The following is a 20096-nucleotide window of genomic DNA, read 5'->3' as shown; positions in this document are numbered from 1 at the left end:
ATGACACCCTTCTTCTCGCTTCTCCTCGGCGTCCTGATCACGCTCGTCCTCATCGCGATGAAATCCCGCTTCATCGGCTTCCGCACCCAGCGGCCCGCCGATCTGGCCGGGCGCGGCCCGCGCTTCGACCTGCGCACTCATCTTTCCGGCCCCATCCTCTGCGAAGGCGTCATCTACGGCCCCACCGGCCGCGTCGCCTCGCGCTTCGTGGCGGAAATGGAGGGCGTCTGGGATGGCAATGTCGGCATCCTCAAGGAACGCTTCCACTACGATTCCGGCCGCAAGCAGGATCGCGAATGGCGGCTCTACCTCTCCAATGACGGCTCCATCAAGGCCGAGGCCGCCGATGTCGTCGGTCCCGGTGCGGGCCGTGCCGAAGGGGCCGGCGTCCAGTTGCGCTACCGGATCAAGCTGGACGAAGAGGCGGGCGGCCACGTCCTCAACGTGACCGACTGGATGTATCTGATGGAAAACGGCACGATCATGAACCGCAGCCAGTTCACCAAGTTCGGCATCACCGTGGCCGAACTCGTGGCTACCATGCGCCGGATCCCGGCATGAGGGAGTTTCGCGGCAAACGCTACTGGCTTGTCGGGGCCTCCGAAGGCCTAGGCCTCGCCCTCGCGCAGCGCCTCTCCAACGCCGGGGCCGAACTGATCCTCTCCGCCCGCTCGCCCGACAGGCTGGCCGAGGCCATAGCCCGCCTGCCAGGCCGCGCCACCCCCATCCCCTGCGACGTGGCCTCCACCCAATCCGTCCGCGAAGCGGCGGCGCAGGCCGGCCATCTGGATGGCGTGGTCTTCCTCGCCGGGGTCTATACCCCGATGAAGGCGCAAGCTTGGGATCCCGACGCGGTCGAGGCGATGTGCAACATCAACCTCACCGGCTGCGCCCGCGTCATGGGCGCGGTGATCCCCGGCATGGTGGAACGCCGCAGCGGCCACGTCGTCATTACCGGCTCGCTCTCGGGCTTCCGCGGCCTGCCCGGTGCCATCGGCTATTGCGCCTCGAAGGCAGGCACGATGTCGCTGGCGGAATCGATGTATTGCGACCTGCGCGGCACGGGCGTCGAGGTGCAGCTCTGCAATCCCGGCTTCATCAGGACGCGCCTCACCGACAAGAACGATTTCAACATGCCCCAGATCATGGAGCCGGGGCAGGCGGCGCAGATCATGTTCGAACACATGAACACCGACCACTTCTCCAACAGCTTCCCCATCCCCTTCGCCTGGGTGTTCCGCCTGTCGCAATTCCTGCCGGATTGGGCCTATTACCGGCTGTTCGCACCGAAGTAGCGTTTTCTGTCGCAGAAAACGCGCCGAAATCTGACGCAGATTTCGGGGAACCGCGCAACGTCGGTCAAATTCCTGCGTCAGGAATTTGCGCGTTTTCTGCGTCAGAAAACGCCTTCCAACCGCGCCATGAAGAACCCGTCCATCCCCCCGCGCGCGGCCCACAGATCGGGCCGCAGCCGCAGCCCGCCCGCCTCCGTCCACCAGGCCGGATCGACCCCCGGCACCTCCACCCGCTCCACCCGCAACCCCGGATGCCGCGCCAGCGCGGCGGCCAACTGCCCCTCGCCTTCCTCGGGCAGAAGCGAGCAGGTGCAGAACACCACCCGCCCCCCCGGCTTCACCATGCCCAGGGCCCGGTCCAGCAGCGCCGCCTGCAAGGCGACCAGCCCCTCCACCTCCGACCCGTCCTTCACGAAGGGCAGGTCGGGATGCCGCCGGATCGTCCCCGTCGCCGAACAGGGCGCATCCAGCAGCACCGCGTCGAACCTCTCCCCCGGCTCCCAGACCAGCGCATCAGCCACCACCAGCTCCGCCTGAAGACCGCAGCGCACAAGGTTCTCCCGCACCCGCCCCATCCGCGCGCCCGACAGATCGACCGCCACCACCTGCGCCCCGCTCGCGGCGATCTGCAACGTCTTCCCCCCGGGTGCGGAACACAGGTCCAGCACCCGCTCCCCCGCCACCGGTGCAAGCAGCCGCACGGCCAGCGCAGCGGCGGCATCCTGCACCCACCAGCCCCCGGCCTCATATCCCGCCAGCGCCGATACCTGCCCCTTCTCCTCCAGCCGCAGCGATCCCGTCGGCAGCATTTCGCCCTCCGGCGCCACCGCCCCCGCGCGCAGCGTCAGGTCCAGCGGCGGCACCCCCGCCTGCACCGCCTCGATCGCGGAAACCGCCTCGCGCCCATAGGCATGCACAAGGGGCTGGCGCAGCCAGCGCGGCATGCGCTGTGGCACCATTCCGGCAAAGGGCGCCTCCGGCACCTTGCGCAGCACGGCATTCACCAGCCCGGCATAGGCCCCGGTCCGCTTCCCGCGCCGGACGATTTCGACCGCGGCATTCACCGCGCCATGCGCCGCCCCGCCCATGCCGATCTCTACCACCGCCAGGCGCAGCACATCGCGCACCATGCGCGGCGGGGCCTTGCGCAGATGCGGCTCCAGCAGCCGGTCCACGCCCTCCACATGTCGCAGCACCGCCAAGGTCAACCGCTGCGCCCGCGCCCGCTCGGCCGGAGGCAGGCCCTGCAGCGGGCCCTGCGGATCCGCCAGAACCTCGGCCAGCATCCGCCCCTCGCCCAGCACCGCGCCCAGCAATCCCACCGCCGCCGCCCGCGCCGCCAATCCCTCAACCGCCATGCCGTCACCCTTGTTCCGCTGCCGCAAGGGCGTATATCAACGGGGCGTCACAAGGAACCCTTGCCATGATGGATGAACCGTCCGCCCGGCCCGATCTGCCCCCCGCCGCCCTGCGCGCCCTGGCCGAGGCGGAAGAACGGCGCAAAGCCGCCAAGGCGCAGCCCCTGCCCCCCGAACTGGGCGGGCGTGACGGGCCCGAACCTGTGCGTTACGGCGATTGGGAGAAGAAGGGCCTCGCCATCGACTTCTGATCCCTGGACCACGGCCCGTCTGCAAGTCTCCTCGCCCCGCGCCACGGAAAAGGTCCGGTTGCAAACCGGACCCCGATTTTTCGCAGAAAAATCGTTCCTGCCCGCGCCTCAGCGCAGCTTGAACGAAGCGGAATCACCCGCCCCCTTGTCGACGGTGAAGCGGATCTCCTCGCCCCCCTTCGCCTCGACCAACTGGCAGTTCTTCGGGATCGGATAGCCCGACCAATCCATCTCGCGGCAGAAATACCCGTCCTGCCACTCCCAGGTGCCCGTCACATCCCAGCCCAGCGCCCGGCCCCGGATCTCGCCATCCTCTTCAACCTTCAGCGAAATCCCGAACATGCCCAGCCGCAATTCGCGGCCCTGCACGGTTTCGATGAAATCCGAACGGTCGCTGATGCGCGAAAAGCTCTCCGCCTGGGCGGGCAGGGCGGCAAGGCAGATCAGACTGGCGGAAAGGCAGCGGATGAACATGACGACGGCTCCGATCACGGATGACAGAAGGCATACGACGCGGCGTGCAGACCAGATCAATACCGCAACAGGCGGGCCTGTCAATTTCACAGGCAAGTGATGGTTGCAGGGGCGTTAAAGCCCCAGCACATCCATCATGTCATATTGCCCCGGCTTCGCGCCCTGCCCCCAGATCGCCGCCCGCAGCGCGCCCCGCGCAAAGATCGCGCGGTCGGTCGCCACATGCCGCAGGATCACCCGCTCGCCATCGGCGGCAAAGATCACGTCATGCTCGCCCACGATATCCCCGCCCCGCACGGCGGCAAACCCGATCGCCCCCCGCTTGCGCGCCCCGGTGATGCCGTGCCGCCCGCTGTCCATCGCCGCCTCCAGATCGACGCCCCGCCCCTCGGCCGCCGCCTGACCCAGCATCAGCGCCGTCCCTGACGGCGCATCCACCTTCATCCGGTGATGCGCCTCGACGATCTCCACATCCCAATCCTCGTCCAGCGCCGCCGCGATCTTCTGCGTCAACCGCACCAGCAGGTTGACCCCAAGGCTCATGTTCCCCGCCCGCACGATCACCGCATGGCGCGCCGCCGCTTCGATCTTGGCCAGATGCGCCGCCTCCAGCCCCGTCGTGCCGATCACATGCACGGCCCGGGCCTGCGCCGCCAGTGCCGCGAATTCCACCGTCGCGGCAGGCGCCGTAAAGTCGATCACCGCCTGCGCCTTCGCGAAAGCTTCCAGCGGATCATCCGTCACCACCACGCCGACTGCCGCCCCCCCCATGCATTCCCCGATGTCGCGCCCCACCCAGGCGTGGCCGCTGCGCTCCACACAGCCCACCAGCCGCGCCTTGTCCGACGCCCCGATCGTCCGCACCAGCATCTGGCCCATCCGGCCCGACGCCCCCGTCACCACAATCCCCGGCAGATCGGCCATGCTGTCCTCCACGCGCTTTCCGCCCCTTTAGCCGCTCCCCGCCCCCCGCGAAAGCCCGCCGTTGCGGGCGGGGCGCAAAGGGCCTATGTGGAACCCATGTCGAACAAGCGCTTCTCCTCGGGCAACGGCCCCTCGCAACGCCAGCTCCGCGTGGGCGAACTCATCCGCCGCACGCTGTCTGACGTGCTGAACCGGGCCGAAATCCACGACCCCGACCTGAACCGCATGTCCATCACCGTGGGCGAGGTGTCCTGCTCCCCCGACCTCAAGGTCGCGACCGTCTATGTCATGCCCCTCATGGGCTCCGTCACCGTGGAAGAGGCCATCGCCGCCCTTGCCCGGAACAAGCACGAACTCCGCCGCCGCCTCGGGGCCGAGATGACGCTGAAATACGCCCCCGACCTGCGCTTCCGCCCGGATGAAACCTTCGACCGTCTGGATGAAACCCGCCGCCTCTTCTCCGACGAAAAGGTCCAGCGCGACCTCTCCGCCCCGGGCGACGACGCCGAACCTGATCCCGACGCGCCGTAGGGCGGGGTTCACCCCGCCATTGAAGGGGTTCACCCCGCCACGCTAACGGTCGTGGAAATAATCATGGATCGCCTGCGCCATCGCCTCGCTGATCCCGTCCACCGCCATCAGATCCGACAACCCCGCCCGCGACACCGCCTTCGCGCTGCCGAAATGCGCCAGCAGCGCCCGCTTGCGCGTCGCCCCCACGCCCGGAATATCGTCCAGGGGCGTGGCCCCCACCGCCTTCGCCCGCTTCGCCCGATGCGCGCCATTGGCCCAGCGATGCGCCTCGTCCCGCAGGCGCTGCACGAAATAGAGAACCGGATCGTTGCGTTGCAGGGCAAAGGGCGGCTCTCCGGGGCGGTGGAATTCCTCCTTCCCGGCATCCCGGTCGATCCCCTTGGCCACCCCGATATAGGGCACGTCATCAACCCCAAGCTCTGCCAGAATCTCGCCCACCGCCGATACCTGCCCCGCGCCCCCGTCGATCACCAACAGGTCCGGCCAGGCATCCGATTTCCGCTCCGGGTCCTCCTTCAACAGCCGCTCGAACCGCCGCGTCAGCACTTCCTTCATCATCCCGAAGTCGTCCCCGGCACGTCCCGCCTCGCCCTTGATGTTGAACTTGCGGTACTGCCCCTTGATGAACCCCTCCGCCCCGGCGACGATCATCCCCCCCACGGCATCCGCGCCCTGGATATGCGCGTTGTCATAAACCTCGATCCGCCGCGGCGGAGCATCAAGGTCGAAAGCCTCCGCCAACCCCGCCAGCAGCTTGGACTGCGCGGCCCCCTCCGCCATCCGCCGCGCCAGCGATTCCTTCGCGTTGCGCGCGGCATTCTCCACCAGCTCCGCCTTCTCGCCCCGCTGCGGCACGGCGATCTCCACCTTCCGTCCCGCCCGTTCGGCCAGCGCCGCCGACACCAGATCCTCATTCTCCACCGGATGCGACAGCAGGATCAGGCGCGGCGGGTCCTTGTCGTCATAGAACTGGGTGACGAAGGCCTCGAGTATCTCGCTCTCCTCCGCCCCCGAACCCGTGCGCGGATAGAAATCCCGGTTCCCCCAGCTTTGATTGGCCCGGATGAAGAAGACCTGCACGCAGGCCTGCCCGCCTTCCAGATGCAGCGCGATCACATCCGCCTCGGCCACCCCGCGCGGGTTGATCCCCTGCGCCTGCTGCACCTGAGTCAGCGCCCGGATACGGTCGCGCAGCGCGGCCGCCCGCTCGAACTCCATCGCCTCCGCCGCCTCGGCCATCTGGCTGGCCAATTGCGCCTGCACCTCGGTCGTCTTGCCCTCCAGAAACCGCTCGGCATCCGACACCTGCGCCGCATATTGCTCGGCCGTCACTCGGCCCACGCAAGGCGCGGAACAGCGCTTGATCTGGAACAGAAGGCAGGGCCGCGTCCGGCTTTCGAACATGCTGTCCGAACAGTTCCGCAGCAGGAACACCTTCTGCAACTGGTTCAGCGTCCGGTTCACCGCCCCCGCACTGGCAAACGGGCCGAAGTAACTTCCCTTCTCGCTCCGCTTGCCGCGATGCTTCTTGATCTGCGGAAAGGCATGTTCCTTCCCGATCAGGATGTTCGGAAAGGATTTGTCGTCACGCAAAAGCACATTGTAGCGCGGCTTCAACTGCTTGATCAGGTTCTGCTCCAGCAGCAGCGCCTCGGTCTCCGTCCGCGTCGTCAGGAACATCATCGACGCGGTTTCGCTGATCATCCGCGCGATGCGCCCCGAATGCTGGGGCGAGGGGCGGGAATAATTCGACACCCGCGCCTTCAGGTTCCGCGCCTTGCCGACATACAGCACCTCGGCCTTGGCGTTCAGCATCCGGTAAACCCCGGGCGAGGAATCCAGCGTCCGCAGATAGCCGTGGATCACATCATGGCCCAGCGGGGCCTTCTCGCCCGCCTCGGGGGCACCCTGCACCCCGTCCTCAGTCCCGTCCTGCACCCCGTCCTGCACGCCTTCCGCCTTCAGGTTTACACCTGCATCTGAAACTCATCGATTCCCCCCTCTGGCTGCAACGGTCAAGGACCGAGGGCAAGAGGAAAGCTGTCCACCCTTTTTGTGGATAACTCTGCGGGAAAGTTTTCGACACCGCAGAATTTCCCTTGTTTTCCGCCCCCTTCCTTGACTTGCCCAATTTTTAGGCAGTTTTTTAAGCCTTTGATATGATTGAAAAGATTTTCATCCACATGGCAAATCCCTGATAATCTTAGGGATTTTGTAACGGTTCGGTAACCAAGTCGTCAGAAGTGGACAACTTTGCCGCACCAGCCTGACAGATGCCTGTCACGGCTATTCGACATTCATCACATCGGGCGTTTGCCAGGCCAGATGCTGCCCGCCATCCACCGCGATCATCTGCCCCGTCACCGCCGGCGCATCGACGAAAAATCCAAGCGCCGCGCAGATATCGGCGGGGTTCGCGCCGCGCCCCAGAACCGTCGCCGCGCGCTGGGTGGCGAAGGCTTCGGCGCTCTGCCGCCCGCCCTGTAGGGTCGGCCCCGGCCCGATCGCATTCACCCGCACCCGGGGCGCCAATCCCTGCGCGGCGGTCTGGGTCAGCGCCCAGAGCCCCGCCTTGGCGATGGTGTAGCTCGCGAATTCCGGGGTCAGCTTCCACACCCGCTGATCGACCATGTTCACGATCAACCCCTGCGCCACGGGTTCCCCCGCCGCATCCCGCGCGGGCTCCGGCACCTGCGCCGCGAAGGCTTGCGTCAGAACGAAAGGCGCGCGCAGGTTCGATTCGACATGCCGGTCCCAGCTTTCCCGCGTGGCCGTGGCGAAATCGTCATGTTCGAAGATCGAGGCATTGTTCACCAGAACCGTCAACGGCCCGCCCAGCGCCTCCGCCGCCCGTGCCACCAATCCCTGCACCTCGGCCTCGATCAGCACATCGGCGGACAAGGCCACCGCCCGCCGCCCCATCGCGGCGATCTCCGCCACCACGCCCTCGGCCTCGTCCTTGCTGCCCGCATAATGCACGGCCACATCGAACCCCCGGCCCGCCAGATAAAGCGCCATCGCCCGCCCCAGCCGCCGCCCGGCCCCCGTCACCAATGCCCGCATCTCAGCCCTTCCCGCAGTCGCACCCGCCCTTGCCGATCAGATAGCGCCCGCACGCCCGGCAGCGAGCGGCTTTCGCGAAACCCACCCGTTTCTTCACCGACCGCGAAATCGCGCCCGGAAACAGCGCCTTGCCGATCAGCCCGATCACCGCCATGCCGCCCAGAAACAGGATGAAGATCTTCAGCAGCATGCCGTCACAGCCCGAACCGCGCCCAAAGCGCGCGTTCCTCCACCCCCTGCATCACCCCATCCGTCGCGGCCATCCCCAACCGCTGCATCAGGCTCCGCTTCTGGCCATAGGGCACCAGCCGCACCTTTTCGCCGTACATCTCCATCAGCTTGGGCCGCAGATGCGCCACGCCATCCACAAGGCCAAGGGGCACCGCCTCCGCCCCCACCCAGACATCGGCGTTGAACAGATCCGCCGTCAGGTCCAGCCGCGCGCCGCGCCGCGCCTTCACATGCTCGATGAAGGCCGCATGTATCGGCTCCTGCAACTTCCGCAGCCGCTCCACATCCTCCGGCTTCTGCGGTAGGAACGGATCGGCGAAACTCTTCGATTTCCCCGCCGTCACCACCCGCCGTTCGATCCCCTGCCGCGCCATCAGTTCGGGGAACCCGAAGGACGCAAAGATCACCCCGATCGACCCCACGATCGAAGACGCATCCACCCAGATGTCATCCGCCGCGCAGGCCAGCCAATAGCCACCGCTCGCCGCCACATCCTCGACAAAGGCATGGACCGGAACCTTCTTCTCCTCCGCCAGCCGCCGGATACGCGCCGCGATCAGCGACGACTGCACCGCCGACCCGCCGGGGGAGTTGATGACAAGCGCCACCGCCGCAGGCTTGCCCCGCGCAAAGGCCCGTTCGATCAGCGGCGCCACGGATTGGTCATTCAATCCCCGCGTCCCCACACCAATCGCGCCCTGCAGGCGGATCACGGGAACAAGGGCGGGTTTCGGCACAAAGGGGATGAAGCGTTTCATCCCCCACAGCTAAGCGCGGCGGGCCTTGCGGACAAGGGCGGATTAGGGGCAGGGTCGCTCACATGATCGACAAGCTGGAAATGTTCATCGCGCTGGCCAACGAACGCCATTTCGGCCGCGCGGCCGAGGTCTGCGGTGTCACCCAACCCACCCTCTCCTCTGCCATCAAGCAGTTGGAAGACCAACTCGGCGTGCAACTCGTCTTTCGCGGCTCCCGCTTTCAGGGCCTCACCCCCGAAGGCCAGCGCGTGCTGGACTGGGGCCGCCGCATCGTGGGCGACATGCGCGCGCTCAAGGACGAAATGCGCACCGTCCGCTCAGGGCTTTCCGGCAACCTCCGCATCGGCGTCATCCCCACCGCCCTGCCGATGGTCGCCCAACTCACCGGCCCCTTCACGGCGAAACACCCCAATGTCCGCGTCTCCATCCTCTCGCGCACCAGCACGGAAATCCTGACCGGCATCGAATCCCTCGATCTCGACGCAGGGATAACCTACCTCGACAACGAACCGCTCGGCCGCGTGGCCCAGGTCCCGCTCTATGCCGAATTCTACCGCCTGCTCTGCGCCCCCGGCACCCCGCTCGCCGACCGCGATCAGGTGACATGGGCCGAGGTCGCCGACCAACCCCTCTGCCTCCTGACCGGCGACATGCAGAATCGCCGCATCGTCAACCAGCACCTGGCCGAGGCCGGGGCCGCCATCACGCCACAGATCGAATCGAACTCCACCATCGCGCTGACCAGCCATGTCCTGACGGGCCGCTGGTCCTCCATCGTCCCGCGCCAACTGGCGCAGATGTTCACCGCGGGCGGCCAGTTGCGCGCCATCCCCATCGTCGCGCCCGAGGTGGAACACCTCGTCGGCCTCATCACCGCCCGCCGTGACCCCCTCACCCCCGTCCTCGCCGCCCTGATCGGCGAGGCGGAGCGGTTTGCCAAGGCGACCAACCCCTCCATCTAGCCAACCCCGCCCCGGGCCTGACCCGGGGCCTCCCCTCCCCACGGGCATCGCGGCCAGATCAGAGGTCCCGGCTCAGGCCCGGGACGGGGTTTCAATAGACATCATCTATCAAACAACGGGAATTCATTATTGAATCCTCTATCGACTCGTATATCCCGGTATACAGCTACCAGGGAAGGCCGCCGACCATGCAGACCAGCACCGAAATCGCCGCGCGCGTTGGGGAAATCCTTGACGCGCATGAAGGGATGGAGGGGCCTCTCCTGCCGATCCTCCACGCCATCCAGCATGCCTATGGCTATGTCCCGCGCGATTCGCTGCCGATCATCGCGAAACGGCTGAACCTGACCCGCGCCGAAGTGCATGGCGTCATGTCCTTCTACCACGATTTCCGCGAAGACCCGGCAGGCAAGCACGTGCTGAAACTCTGCCGGGCAGAGGCCTGTCAGGCCATGGGCGGCGACCGCGTGGCGCAACATGCGCAGAACCGCCTCGGCATCGAATGGCACGAAACCACCAAGGACGGCCAGATCACGCTGGAACCCGTCTTCTGCCTCGGCCTCTGCGCCTGCGCCCCCGCCGCCTTGGTGGATGGCAAGGTGGTGGGCCGCGTGGACGAAGCCCGCCTCGACGCGATCATCGAAGGGGTCCGCTGATGAAGATCTACGTCCCCCGCGACGCCGCCGCCCGTGGCCTTGGCGCCGATGACGTCGCCGCCGCTATCCTCTCTGAAACCGCCAAGCGCGGCCTGACCGTGGACCTCGTCCGCAACGGCTCGCGCGGCATGGTCTGGCTGGAACCGCTGGTCGAGGTCGTCACCGATGCGGGCCGCCTCGCCTTTGGCCCGATGACTCCCGCCGATGTCCCCGCCCTCTTCGACGATCTGGCCAAGCACCCCAAGGCGCTGGGCCTGACCGACGCCCTGCCGTGGATGGCCAAACAGACCCGCCTGACCTTCGCCCGCGTCGGCGTGATCGACCCCCTCTCGCTGTCGGACTACGAAGCGCATGGCGGCCTCACCGGCCTGCGCCGCGCCCTGACAATGGACAGCGCCGCCATCGTCACTGAGGTCACCGATAGCGGCCTGCGTGGCCGTGGCGGCGCGGGCTTCCCCACCGGCATCAAGTGGAAGACCGTGGCCGAGGCGAAAGCCGATCAGAAATACATCGTCTGCAACGCGGATGAGGGCGACAGCGGCACCTTCGCCGACCGCATGCTGATGGAAGGCGACCCCTTCACCCTGATCGAAGGCATGGCCATCGCAGGCATCGGCACCGGCGCGACCAAGGGCTACGTCTACACCCGCTCCGAATACCCCGACGCGATCGAGGTGATGACCGCCGCCGTCGAAATCGCCCGGCAATCAGGCGTCCTCGGCACCTCCGTCCTCGGGTCGGGCAAGGCCTTCGACATGGAAATCCGCACCGGCGCGGGGGCCTATGTCTGCGGCGAGGAAACCTCGCTCCTCAACTCCCTCGAAGGCAAGCGCGGCATCGTCCGCGCCAAGCCGCCGCTGCCCGCGCTGCAAGGCTTCATGGGCAAACCGACGGTGGTGAACAACGTCATCTCGCTGGCCACCGTCCCCGTGATCTTCGAAAAGGGTGCCGCGCATTACAAGGATTTCGGCCTCGGCCGGTCGCGCGGCACGATCCCGCTGCAGATCGCGGGCAACGTGAAATTCGGCGGCCTCTTCGAAGTCGCCTTCGGCCTGACGCTGGGCGAAATCGTGGATGAAATCGGCGGCGGCACCGCCACGGGCCGCCCCGTCAAGGCCGTGCAGGTCGGCGGCCCGCTGGGGGCCTATTTCCCCCGCGCGCTCTTCGACACCCCCTTCGGGTATGAGGAATTCGGCGCGAAGGAAGGTCTGATCGGCCATGCCGGCCTCGTCATCTTCGACGACTCCGCCGACATGCTGAAACAGGCCCGCTTCGCGATGGAATTCTGCGCCATCGAAAGCTGCGGCAAATGCACCCCCTGCCGCATCGGCGCGGTGCGCGGCGTGGAAACCGTGGACCGCATCGCCAAGGGCGACACGGGCGCGATCCCACTGCTGACCGACCTCTGCAACACGATGAAATCCGGCTCGCTCTGCGCGCTGGGCGGCTTCACCCCCTATCCGGTGATGTCCGCGCTGACCCACTTCCCCGACGACTTCACCCCCGCGATGAAAGAGGCGGCGGAATGACGGAAAAGGTGCAGGGACCCGCGTCCTACTTCCCCTCGATCGAGGCGAAATACGGCCAGCCGATGCAGCACTGGTTCGACCAGATCGCCGCAATGCTGGACCGCCCGCATATGCAGATCGTTTCCTTCCTGAAGGAAACCCACGCGATGGGCCACGGCCATGCCAATGCCATCGTCGCCCACCAGCTTGCCCAGAAGAAGAAGGGTGCCTGAGATGAAAGACTTCATCATCCCCGACCGCGATTTCGGCACGCCCGCCGCGAAATCCAAGACCATGGTGACGCTCACCATCGACGGCTTTGACGTCACGGTCCCCGAAGGCACCTCCATCATGCGCGCCGCCGCCGAAATCGGGATCTCCGTCCCGAAACTCTGCGCGACCGACAGCCTCGACGCCTTCGGCTCCTGCCGCCTCTGCCTTGTCGAAATCGAAGGCCGCAACGGCACCCCCGCCTCCTGCACCACGCCCGTCGCCCCCGGCATCAAGGTCCACACCCAGAACAGCAAGCTGAAACAGCTCCGCCGCGGCGTGATGGAGCTTTACATCTCCGACCACCCGCTCGACTGCCTGACCTGCGCCGCCAATGGCGATTGCGAATTGCAGGACATGGCGGGCGCGGTGGGCCTGCGCGACGTGCGGTATGAGAAGGGCGAGAACCACTTCGAAGTCCGCAACACATCGGGCGAGGCCAACCCCAACTGGATCGCCAAAGACGACTCCAACCCCTACTTCACCTACGACCCGGCGAAATGCATCGTCTGCTCCCGCTGCGTCCGCGCCTGCGAAGAAGTGCAAGGCACCTTCGCCCTGACGATCGAAGGCCGCGGCTTTGACAGCCGCGTGTCGGCGGGCATGGCGGGCGACAACTTCCTGTCGTCCGACTGCGTCTCCTGCGGCGCCTGCGTGCAGGCCTGCCCGACCGGGACGCTGCAGGAAAAATCCGTCATCGACATCGGCACCCCCGAACGCTCCGTCATCACCACCTGCGCCTATTGCGGCGTCGGCTGTTCCTTCAAGGCGGAAATGCGCGGCGACGAACTGGTCCGCATGACGCCCTACAAGCACGGCAAGGCCAACCGTGGCCATTCCTGCGTCAAGGGCCGCTTCGCCTATGGCTACGCCTCGCACAAGGACCGCATCCTGTCGCCGATGATCCGCGAGTCCATCAACGATCCGTGGAAAGAGGTCACCTGGGCCGAGGCGATGGAATTCGCCTCGAACCGCATGAAGGGCATCATCGCGAAACACGGGCGGCATTCGGTGGGCGTCATCACCTCGTCCCGCTGCACGAATGAAGAAGCCTATCTCGTCCAGAAACTGACCCGCGCGGTCTTCCGCAACAACAACACCGACACCTGCGCCCGCGTCTGCCATTCGCCCACCGGCTATGGGCTGGGCCAGACCTTCGGCACCTCGGCAGGCACGCAGGACTTCGACTCGGTCGAGGAAACAGACGTCGTCATCCTGATCGGCGCTAACCCGACCGACGGCCACCCCGTCTTCGCCTCGCGCCTGAAGAAGCGCCTGCGTCAGGGCGCGAAACTGATCGTCGTCGATCCCCGCCGCATCGACCTTGTCGACAGCGCCCACATCAAGGCCGCGCATCACCTGCAACTGACCCCCGGCACCAACGTCGCCGTGGTCACGGCCATCGCCCATACCATCGTCACCGAAGGCCTCTTCGATGAAGAGTTCATCCGCACCCGCTGCGACTGGGACGAATTCCAGGACTATGCCGAATTCGTCTCCGACCCCCGCCATTCACCCGAGGCGACGCAACTCCTCACCGGCGTCCCGGCCGAGGAACTGCGCGCCGCCGCCCGCCTCTATGCACGTGGCGGCAACGGCTCCATCTATTACGGGCTGGGCGTGACGGAACATTCCCAAGGGTCCACCACCGTCATCGGCATCGCCAACCTTGCCATGCTGACCGGCAATATCGGCCGTCCGGGCGTGGGCGTGAACCCGCTGCGCGGGCAGAACAACGTGCAGGGCTCCTGCGACATGGGGTCCTTCCCGCACGAACTGCCGGGCTACCGCCATGTGAAGAACGACGCCGTCCGCGACGTCTTCGAATCCCTCTGGGGCGTGCAGATCGACAATGAACCCGGCCTCCGCATCCCCAACATGCTGGACGCCGCCGTCGAAGGCACCTTCAAGGGCCTCTACTGCCAGGGCGAAGACATCCTGCAATCCGACCCCGACACGAAACACGTGGCGGCCGGCCTTGCCGCGATGGATTGCGTCATCGTCCACGACCTCTTCCTGAACGAGACCGCAAACTACGCCCACGTCTTCTTCCCCGGCTCCTCCTTCCTTGAAAAGGACGGCACCTTCACCAACGCCGAACGCCGCATCAACCGCGTGCGCAAGGTGATGGCCCCGAAACAGGGCTATGCCGACTGGGAAGTCACGCAGCTGTTCGCACAGGCGATGGGCGCGGACTGGCACTATACCCACCCGTCCCAGATCATGGACGAAATCGCCATGCTGACCCCCTCCTTCGCGGGCGTCAGCTATGAAAAGCTGGAGGAAATGGGCTCCGTCCAATGGCCCTGCAACGAAAAGGCGCCGGAAGGCACGCCGCTGATGCATATCGACGGCTTCGTGCGCGGCAAGGGCAAGCTCATCGTCACCGAATATGTGGCGACCGATGAAAAGACCGGCCCGCGTTTCCCGCTCTTGCTGACGACGGGGCGCATCCTGTCGCAATACAACGTGGGCGCGCAGACCCGCCGCACGGAAAACGTGGCCTGGCACCCCGAGGATGTGCTGGAGATCCACCCGCATGACGCCGAACTCCGCGGCGTGCGCGACGGCCAGTTCGTGAAACTGGCCTCGCGTTCCGGCGAAACCTCGCTGCGGGCGAAAATCACCGACCGCGTCTCGCCCGGCGTCGTCTACACCACCTTCCACCACCCGACGACGCAGGCCAACGTCATCACCACCGATTTCTCGGACTGGGCGACCAACTGCCCGGAATACAAGGTGACGGCGGTGCAGGTCTCCCCCTCCAACGGCCCGACCGAATGGCAGGAGGAATACGAAGCCCAGGCCGCCCAGTCGCGCCGCATCCTCGCGGCCGAGTGATGGAAACCGCCCGCCGCCTTCCCCGCCTGAGCTTCGGTTCAGGCGGCATCGAGCAGGGGTCGCGCCCCCTGCCCGAAGAGGTGGCGGTCGCGCTCTCCTTCAACGGGTCCACGCAGGCGGTGATGATGGCCACGCCCGCCGACCTGACCGACTTCGCCTATGGCTTCGCCCTGACCGAAGGCATCGCTACCCCCGACCAGATCGACAGTGTCGAGATCGTCCCCGCAGGGGACGGCATCGACGTTCAGGTCTGGCTGACTGACGACGCCGAAAAGCGCCTCGCCGCGCGCCGCCGCACGATGGCGGGGCCGGTGGGATGTGGCCTTTGTGGCATCGACAGCATCGAACAGGCCATGCGCCCCGTCGCCCATGTCGCGCCCTCACCCCTGCGGATGACGCCCGCGCAGGTGATGCGCGCCGTGGCCTCGCTGATCGACCGCCAGCCGCTGCATGACCAGACCCGCGCCGCCCATTGCGCCGCCTTCTGGACGCCCGAAGGACTTGTCGCCGCGCGTGAGGATGTGGGCCGCCACAACGCGCTGGACAAGCTGGTAGGCCATGTGATCCGCGCGGGCTATCCGCAGGGCGCGGTGGTGCTGACCAGCCGCGTCTCCATCGACATGGTGCAGAAGGTCTGCGCCCTTGGCGCGCCGATCCTGATCGCCGTATCCGCCCCCACCGCCCATGCCGTCGATCTGGCGGAAGAGGCGGGCCTGACCCTGATCGCCCTCGCCCGGCCCGACCGGTTCGAGGTTTTCACCCATTCCGACCGAGTGACGGAGACTGCCCATGTCCGCTGATCCCCATGCAAAGCTGATCTACATGGCGAACCAGATTTCGAAATTCTTCGAATCGAAGCCGCAGGCCGAAGGCGTGGCGGGCATCGCCGCCCATATCAACGATTTCTGGGAACCCCGGATGCGGCGTCATCTGTTCGAGGTGGTCGATGCCGGTGGCGCGGGCCTGCGCCCGCTGGTGCTGGAAGCCACCCGCTCCATCCGCCGCCCCACCCCTGAACACGCCTGATCCCACCGCGCGGTGATCTTGCGGCGCGGCGTGCCGCCGCAAGCCTTTCCTGTCGTCGGCGCCTGCGCGCCTCCTCCGGTGTCAGGGGGCGTTCCGCCCCCTCTGTCCGCGCGTGCCGCGCGGCCATTCACCCCCTGAGGGTATTTTCACCAAGATGAAGAAACGATGAAGAATCAGGTCGCTCGGGGGCGGGCGAACATGGTTAACGCAAAATTCGCCCCCCGCGCGTATGCACGGGCTGCTGCACTGGCCATCTGCACCGCGCGTTGCACGCCAAAAGGGCCATGTGCCGGGATGTTAATGTAGCGTTCTCAAAGGGTTGATCTGCGCTGATCCGGCACGTCGCGGCAAATCCGCATATAGGTGAACATCCCCGTCAGGAACCCGGCAAAGGCCAGAAAGCCCGCCGTCACCATTTGCGTATGATCCTGGATTTCCGCCGAAAGCGCCAGATAGCCAAAGGCCCAGAAGCCCGACCAACTGACGACACAGATGATGGCAATGATCTTGTTCATCCCGTGACTCCCTCCTCCCAAAGGGCGGGCCGACAGGGGTGACTCTCCGGCCCGACTGCGACAGGTTAACGCAGGTCAGGCAAAAAGAATAATGATTTTTGCATATATCATTCCGATGCGATTCCAAGCAGATAGCGCCCGTAATCGTTCTTGCGGAAGATGTCGGCCCGCTTGAGCAGATCCTCGCGCGTGATGAAGCCGGCCCGCCAGGCGATCTCGTCCGGGCAGCCCACCTGCAGGCCTTGCCGATCGGTCAGCGTGCGCACGAAATTCCCCGCATCCAGCAGGCTGCCATGGGTGCCGGTGTCCAGCCAGGCATAGCCGCGCCCCATCCGTTCCACCTGAAGGCAGCCTTCGCTGCGATATTTCTCAAGCAGATCAACGATTTCCAACTCTCCCCGCGGGGATGGGCGGATCGTTTCGGCCAGATCGGGGGCCCGCCCGTCAAGGTAGTAGAGCCCGGTCACCGCATAGTTGGAGGGCGGTCGTTCCGGCTTTTCGATGATGGCGCGGACTTGCCCCTTGCCGTCGAATTCCACCACGCCATAGCGTTCGGGATCGGCGACCCGATAGCCGAAGACCGTGCCGCCTTCCTGCCGTGCATCCGCCGTCGCCAGCGCCTCGGGCAGGCCATGGCCGAAAAAGATGTTGTCGCCCAGCACCATGGCCGAAGGGGCCCCATCCAGGAAGTCGCGCGCCAGAAGATAGGCCTGCGCCAGCCCGTCCGGCGAGGGTTGCACGATATAGGTGAAGGACAGGCCCCACTGGCTGCCATCGCCCAGAAGTCTTTGAAATTGCGGCTGATCATCCGGTGTCGTGATGACGGCGATCTCACGGATGCCGCCCAGCATCAGCACCGAAAGCGGGTAATAGATCATCGGCTTGTCATAGACTGGCAGCAACTGCTTTGACACGCCCATGGTGATCGGCCAGAGCCGCGTGCCCGAACCGCCTGCCAGAATGATGCCCTTGCGTTTCGTCATGCGCGCAACTCCTTGACGATGTCGGCGAGGCCATCCCGCCAGTCTGGCCGGGGGATGCCGAAGCTTCGGGTCAGGCTGGAACAGTCCAGCCGGGAATTCATCGGTCGTGCCGCCGGGGTGGGGTAGGCAGAGCTTGGTATGTCGTTGATCGCACAGCGCAATCTGGCCCTTGCCATGATTGCGCGGGCGAAATCGGCCCAACTGGTATCGGGATGTCCCGCAAGGTGATGGGTGCCGCCATCGGCCCCATCGCAAAGCGGGATCACCGCCCGATACAGGGCATCCGCAATGGCCGCAGCCGGGGTCGGCCCGCCGATCTGATCCGCCACGACGTTCAGTTGATCGCGTTCTGCGCCAAGGCGCAGCATCGTCTTGACGAAGTTCTGCCCATGCGCCGAAACCACCCAGCTTGTCCGCAGGATCAGATGCCGCGCGCCGCTGGCCCGGATTGCCATCTCGCCTGCCAGCTTTGATCTGCCATAGGCATTCAGGGGTGCCGTGGGATGGTCGGGAAGAAAGGGCTGATCGCCCTGCCCGTCAAAGACGTAATCCGTTGAAATATGAAGGAAAGGCACGGATTTCCCGGCACAGGCGCGGGCCATGGCGCCAGGGCTTTCGCCGTTCACGATGGTCGCGGCCTGTTCCTCTGCTTCGGCCTTGTCGACCTGGGTCCAGGCCGCGGCATTGATCACGGCATCCGCGCGATGGGTCTGAACGGCTTCGGCGCAGGCCTTGGGATCGGCCAGATCGGCCTGATCGCGCCCCAGGAAGGCGGCCTCGATCCCGGCGGGCATCCTGCGGGCCAGTTCCCGCGCGACCTGCCCACTCTGGCCGAAGACCAGCAGTTTCACGCCTTCACCCCCAGCCGCTGCCCCACGCCCTGCCTGTCCTGCAAGGGGCGCCACCATGCCTCGTTGTCCAGATACCAGCGCACGGTGCGGCGCAGCCCTTCCTGCAGCGTGACCGAGGGGCGCCAGCCCAATTCCGTTCTGATCCGTGTCGGATCAATGGCATAGCGCAGGTCATGCCCCGGCCTGTCCGTCACGAAGGTGATCAATCGGTCATGCGGGGCGCCCTGGGGGCGCATCTCATCCAGCAGGGCGCAGATCAGGCGCACGATGTCGATGTTGCGGGCCTCGTTCTCGCCTCCGATGTTGTAGCTGCGGCCGACTGGACCCTTTTCCAGCACCGTCAGCAGGGCATCCGCGTGATCTTCCACATACAGCCAGTCTCGCACATTCTCGCCCTTGCCATAGACGGGGATGGCCTTCCCCGCCAAGGCATTCAGGATGACCACCGGGATCAGCTTTTCGGGAAAGTGGAAGGGCCCGTAATTGTTGGAACAATTCGTCAGGACGACGGGCAGCCCATAGGTTTCGTGCCAGGCGCGGACCAGATGGTCGGATGCCGCCTTTGACGCCGAATAGGGGCTGCGCGGATCATAGGGCGTGTCTTCCGTGAACTTGCCCGTCGCGCCAAGGCTGCCAAAGACCTCGTCGGTCGAGATGTGGTGAAACCGGAAGGCTTCCGGCTTGCCCTTCGCGATCCACCAGGCCCTGACCGATTCAAGCAGGGTGAAGGTGCCGGTGACATTGGTTTCGATGAAATCGGAAGGCCCGTCGATCGACCGGTCGACATGGCTTTCGGCGGCAAGGTGCATGACGGCATCGGGGTCATGCGTTGCAAGAATGCGGTCCAGCGCGGCCCGGTCGCGGATATCGGCCTTTTCAAAGACATAACCCGGAGCGTTGTCCACAGAGGCAACATTCGCCAGGCAGGCCGCATAGGTCAGCGCATCAAGGTTTACGATGGAATGCCCGCGCGCGATGGCGGCCCGCACCACGGCGGAACCTATGAATCCCGCCCCGCCGGTGACCAGGATCTTCATGCCTCATCCTTCCAGTCAAAGGGTGATTGCCAGTCCGCCATGGCCGGGGCCGCCGCATCCTTGGCCGAAAGGACCGGCTCCACCTCATCGCCCCAGTCGATCCCGACCGTGTTCCACCGCACCGCGCCATCATGGCTTGGCGCATAGGTATCGGTGCATTTGTACTGCACCTCGGTATCCGGGGCCAATGTCAGGAAACCATGCAAAAATCCTTTTGGCACAAGAAGTTGCCGTCCGTTCTCTGCCGTCAGATCGACCCGCACCCAGCGCCCGAAGGTCGGCGAACCCCGGCGGATATCCACCGCCACATCCCGGATCGCCCCGCGCGTGCAGCGCACCAGCTTGTCCTGCGCCCGCGGCGGCGATTGATAGTGCAGGCCCCGCAACGTGCCCTTCTGTGCCGAAAAGGAATGGTTGTCCTGCACAAAGGCCAGGTCCAGCCCGGCCTCGGCCATGCGGTCGGCATTCCAGGTTTCCATGAACCAGCCCCGCGCATCGCCAAAGCGCTGCGGGGTCAGGATCAGGACACCGGGCAGGTCTGTCTGTTCGATCAGCATGA

At 65.9% G+C, this 20096-nt stretch carries 24 protein-coding genes; 11 read left to right on the top strand and 13 right to left on the bottom strand.

Features of this window, described 5'->3' with window-relative positions; genetic code table 11:
- A complete protein-coding gene (locus G5V65_RS01320; RefSeq protein WP_165046611.1) occupies window positions 1-561 on the top strand; it encodes a DUF3833 domain-containing protein in 561 nt (186 codons plus the stop codon).
- On the top strand, window positions 558-1295 hold the full coding sequence (locus G5V65_RS01315) for an SDR family NAD(P)-dependent oxidoreductase (RefSeq protein ID WP_165046610.1): 738 nt from the start codon (window positions 558-560) through the stop codon (window positions 1293-1295). The genes G5V65_RS01320 and G5V65_RS01315 overlap by 4 nt, the downstream gene beginning before the upstream one ends.
- A gap of 101 nt (window positions 1296-1396) precedes the next feature.
- Here G5V65_RS01315 and G5V65_RS01310 read toward each other — a convergent pair whose 3' ends face one another.
- Entirely contained in the window at window positions 1397-2653 is a 1257-nt protein-coding gene (locus G5V65_RS01310) for an RsmB/NOP family class I SAM-dependent RNA methyltransferase (RefSeq protein WP_165046609.1), read from the bottom strand.
- 68 nt (window positions 2654-2721) lie between these two features.
- Between G5V65_RS01310 and G5V65_RS01305 the strand changes: the two genes are divergently transcribed.
- Complete coding sequence (locus G5V65_RS01305) at window positions 2722-2904, top strand: DUF1674 domain-containing protein (protein WP_394352226.1); 183 nt, start codon at window positions 2722-2724, stop codon at window positions 2902-2904.
- Between the two features lie 108 nt (window positions 2905-3012).
- Here the strand turns inward: G5V65_RS01305 and G5V65_RS01300 are convergent, their stop codons facing one another.
- Both G5V65_RS01300 and dapB read right to left on the bottom strand, forming a co-directional pair.
- A complete protein-coding gene (locus G5V65_RS01300; RefSeq protein WP_165046607.1) occupies window positions 3013-3378 on the bottom strand; it encodes a dihydrodipicolinate reductase in 366 nt (121 codons plus the stop codon).
- A 114-nt stretch (window positions 3379-3492) separates the two neighbouring features.
- Window positions 3493-4302: a 4-hydroxy-tetrahydrodipicolinate reductase gene (gene dapB / locus G5V65_RS01295; RefSeq protein ID WP_165046606.1), complete on the bottom strand. Its 810-nt coding sequence runs from the start codon at window positions 4300-4302 to the stop codon at window positions 3493-3495.
- 96 nt (window positions 4303-4398) lie between these two features.
- On the opposite strand from dapB, the gene rbfA reads away from it, so the two are divergent.
- Window positions 4399-4833 (top strand): 30S ribosome-binding factor RbfA, encoded by a 435-nt coding sequence (gene rbfA / locus G5V65_RS01290; RefSeq protein ID WP_206526614.1) that lies wholly within the window; start codon window positions 4399-4401, stop codon window positions 4831-4833.
- Window positions 4834-4875: 42 nt separating this feature from the next.
- On the opposite strand, the gene uvrC is transcribed toward rbfA, so the two are convergent.
- From uvrC to G5V65_RS01265, 5 genes are all read right to left on the bottom strand, one after another.
- Window positions 4876-6750, bottom strand: a complete 1875-nt coding sequence (gene uvrC, locus G5V65_RS01285; RefSeq protein WP_165046821.1) for an excinuclease ABC subunit UvrC — start codon at window positions 6748-6750, stop codon at window positions 4876-4878.
- A gap of 101 nt (window positions 6751-6851) precedes the next feature.
- Complete coding sequence (locus G5V65_RS01280) at window positions 6852-7019, bottom strand: hypothetical protein (RefSeq protein WP_165046604.1); 168 nt, start codon at window positions 7017-7019, stop codon at window positions 6852-6854.
- 103 nt (window positions 7020-7122) lie between these two features.
- A complete protein-coding gene (locus tag G5V65_RS01275) occupies window positions 7123-7899 on the bottom strand; it encodes an SDR family oxidoreductase (protein WP_165046603.1) in 777 nt (258 codons plus the stop codon).
- A 1-nt stretch (window position 7900) separates the two neighbouring features.
- The gene (locus G5V65_RS01270; protein ID WP_165046602.1) at window positions 7901-8089 is read right to left on the bottom strand and encodes a hypothetical protein; all 189 of its coding nucleotides are present in this window, start codon (window positions 8087-8089) and stop codon (window positions 7901-7903) included.
- Window positions 8090-8093: 4 nt separating this feature from the next.
- On the bottom strand, window positions 8094-8888 hold the full coding sequence (locus G5V65_RS01265; RefSeq protein ID WP_165046601.1) for a S49 family peptidase: 795 nt from the start codon (window positions 8886-8888) through the stop codon (window positions 8094-8096).
- 62 nt (window positions 8889-8950) lie between these two features.
- On the opposite strand from G5V65_RS01265, the gene G5V65_RS01260 reads away from it, so the two are divergent.
- From G5V65_RS01260 to G5V65_RS01230, 7 genes are all read left to right on the top strand, one after another.
- Complete coding sequence (locus G5V65_RS01260; RefSeq protein WP_165046600.1) at window positions 8951-9850, top strand: LysR family transcriptional regulator; 900 nt, start codon at window positions 8951-8953, stop codon at window positions 9848-9850.
- Between the two features lie 188 nt (window positions 9851-10038).
- Window positions 10039-10506 (top strand): formate dehydrogenase subunit gamma, encoded by a 468-nt coding sequence (locus G5V65_RS01255; protein ID WP_165046599.1) that lies wholly within the window; start codon window positions 10039-10041, stop codon window positions 10504-10506.
- Window positions 10506-12035, top strand: coding sequence for a formate dehydrogenase beta subunit (locus G5V65_RS01250; protein ID WP_165046598.1), 1530 nt, complete (start codon window positions 10506-10508; stop codon window positions 12033-12035). Before G5V65_RS01255 ends, G5V65_RS01250 begins: the two co-directional genes overlap by 1 nt.
- Window positions 12032-12247, top strand: coding sequence for a DUF4287 domain-containing protein (locus G5V65_RS01245; protein ID WP_161766063.1), 216 nt, complete (start codon window positions 12032-12034; stop codon window positions 12245-12247). The genes G5V65_RS01250 and G5V65_RS01245 overlap by 4 nt, the downstream gene beginning before the upstream one ends.
- Before the next feature lies 1 nt (window position 12248).
- Entirely contained in the window at window positions 12249-15125 is a 2877-nt protein-coding gene (gene fdhF, locus G5V65_RS01240) for a formate dehydrogenase subunit alpha (protein WP_165046597.1), read from the top strand.
- Window positions 15122-15925, top strand: coding sequence for a formate dehydrogenase accessory sulfurtransferase FdhD (fdhD, locus tag G5V65_RS01235; RefSeq protein WP_394352224.1), 804 nt, complete (start codon window positions 15122-15124; stop codon window positions 15923-15925). The genes fdhF and fdhD overlap by 4 nt, the downstream gene beginning before the upstream one ends.
- Window positions 15915-16151 (top strand): formate dehydrogenase subunit delta, encoded by a 237-nt coding sequence (locus G5V65_RS01230; protein ID WP_165046595.1) that lies wholly within the window; start codon window positions 15915-15917, stop codon window positions 16149-16151. The genes fdhD and G5V65_RS01230 overlap by 11 nt, the downstream gene beginning before the upstream one ends.
- A gap of 311 nt (window positions 16152-16462) precedes the next feature.
- Here G5V65_RS01230 and G5V65_RS01225 read toward each other — a convergent pair whose 3' ends face one another.
- From G5V65_RS01225 to rfbC, 5 genes are all read right to left on the bottom strand, one after another.
- Window positions 16463-16666 carry a hypothetical protein gene (locus G5V65_RS01225; RefSeq protein ID WP_165046594.1) on the bottom strand — a complete coding sequence of 68 codons (204 nt, stop codon included), beginning with the start codon at window positions 16664-16666 and terminating at the stop codon, window positions 16463-16465.
- A 107-nt stretch (window positions 16667-16773) separates the two neighbouring features.
- On the bottom strand, window positions 16774-17649 hold the full coding sequence (gene rfbA / locus G5V65_RS01220; RefSeq protein WP_165046593.1) for a glucose-1-phosphate thymidylyltransferase RfbA: 876 nt from the start codon (window positions 17647-17649) through the stop codon (window positions 16774-16776).
- Window positions 17646-18500 carry a dTDP-4-dehydrorhamnose reductase gene (rfbD, locus tag G5V65_RS01215; protein WP_165046592.1) on the bottom strand — a complete coding sequence of 285 codons (855 nt, stop codon included), beginning with the start codon at window positions 18498-18500 and terminating at the stop codon, window positions 17646-17648. Before rfbD ends, rfbA begins: the two co-directional genes overlap by 4 nt.
- Complete coding sequence (rfbB, locus tag G5V65_RS01210) at window positions 18497-19537, bottom strand: dTDP-glucose 4,6-dehydratase (RefSeq protein ID WP_165046591.1); 1041 nt, start codon at window positions 19535-19537, stop codon at window positions 18497-18499. Before rfbB ends, rfbD begins: the two co-directional genes overlap by 4 nt.
- On the bottom strand, window positions 19534-20094 hold the full coding sequence (rfbC, locus tag G5V65_RS01205; RefSeq protein ID WP_206526612.1) for a dTDP-4-dehydrorhamnose 3,5-epimerase: 561 nt from the start codon (window positions 20092-20094) through the stop codon (window positions 19534-19536). The genes rfbB and rfbC overlap by 4 nt, the downstream gene beginning before the upstream one ends.
- Between the last annotated feature and the right edge of the window lie 2 nt (window positions 20095-20096).

It is taken from the genome of Paragemmobacter kunshanensis (assembly GCF_011059185.1).
GTDB lineage: Bacteria > Pseudomonadota > Alphaproteobacteria > Rhodobacterales > Rhodobacteraceae > Paragemmobacter > Paragemmobacter kunshanensis.
The sequence above is the reverse complement of the archived record's forward strand: the minus strand, read 5'-3'. Positions and strand labels throughout refer to the sequence as shown.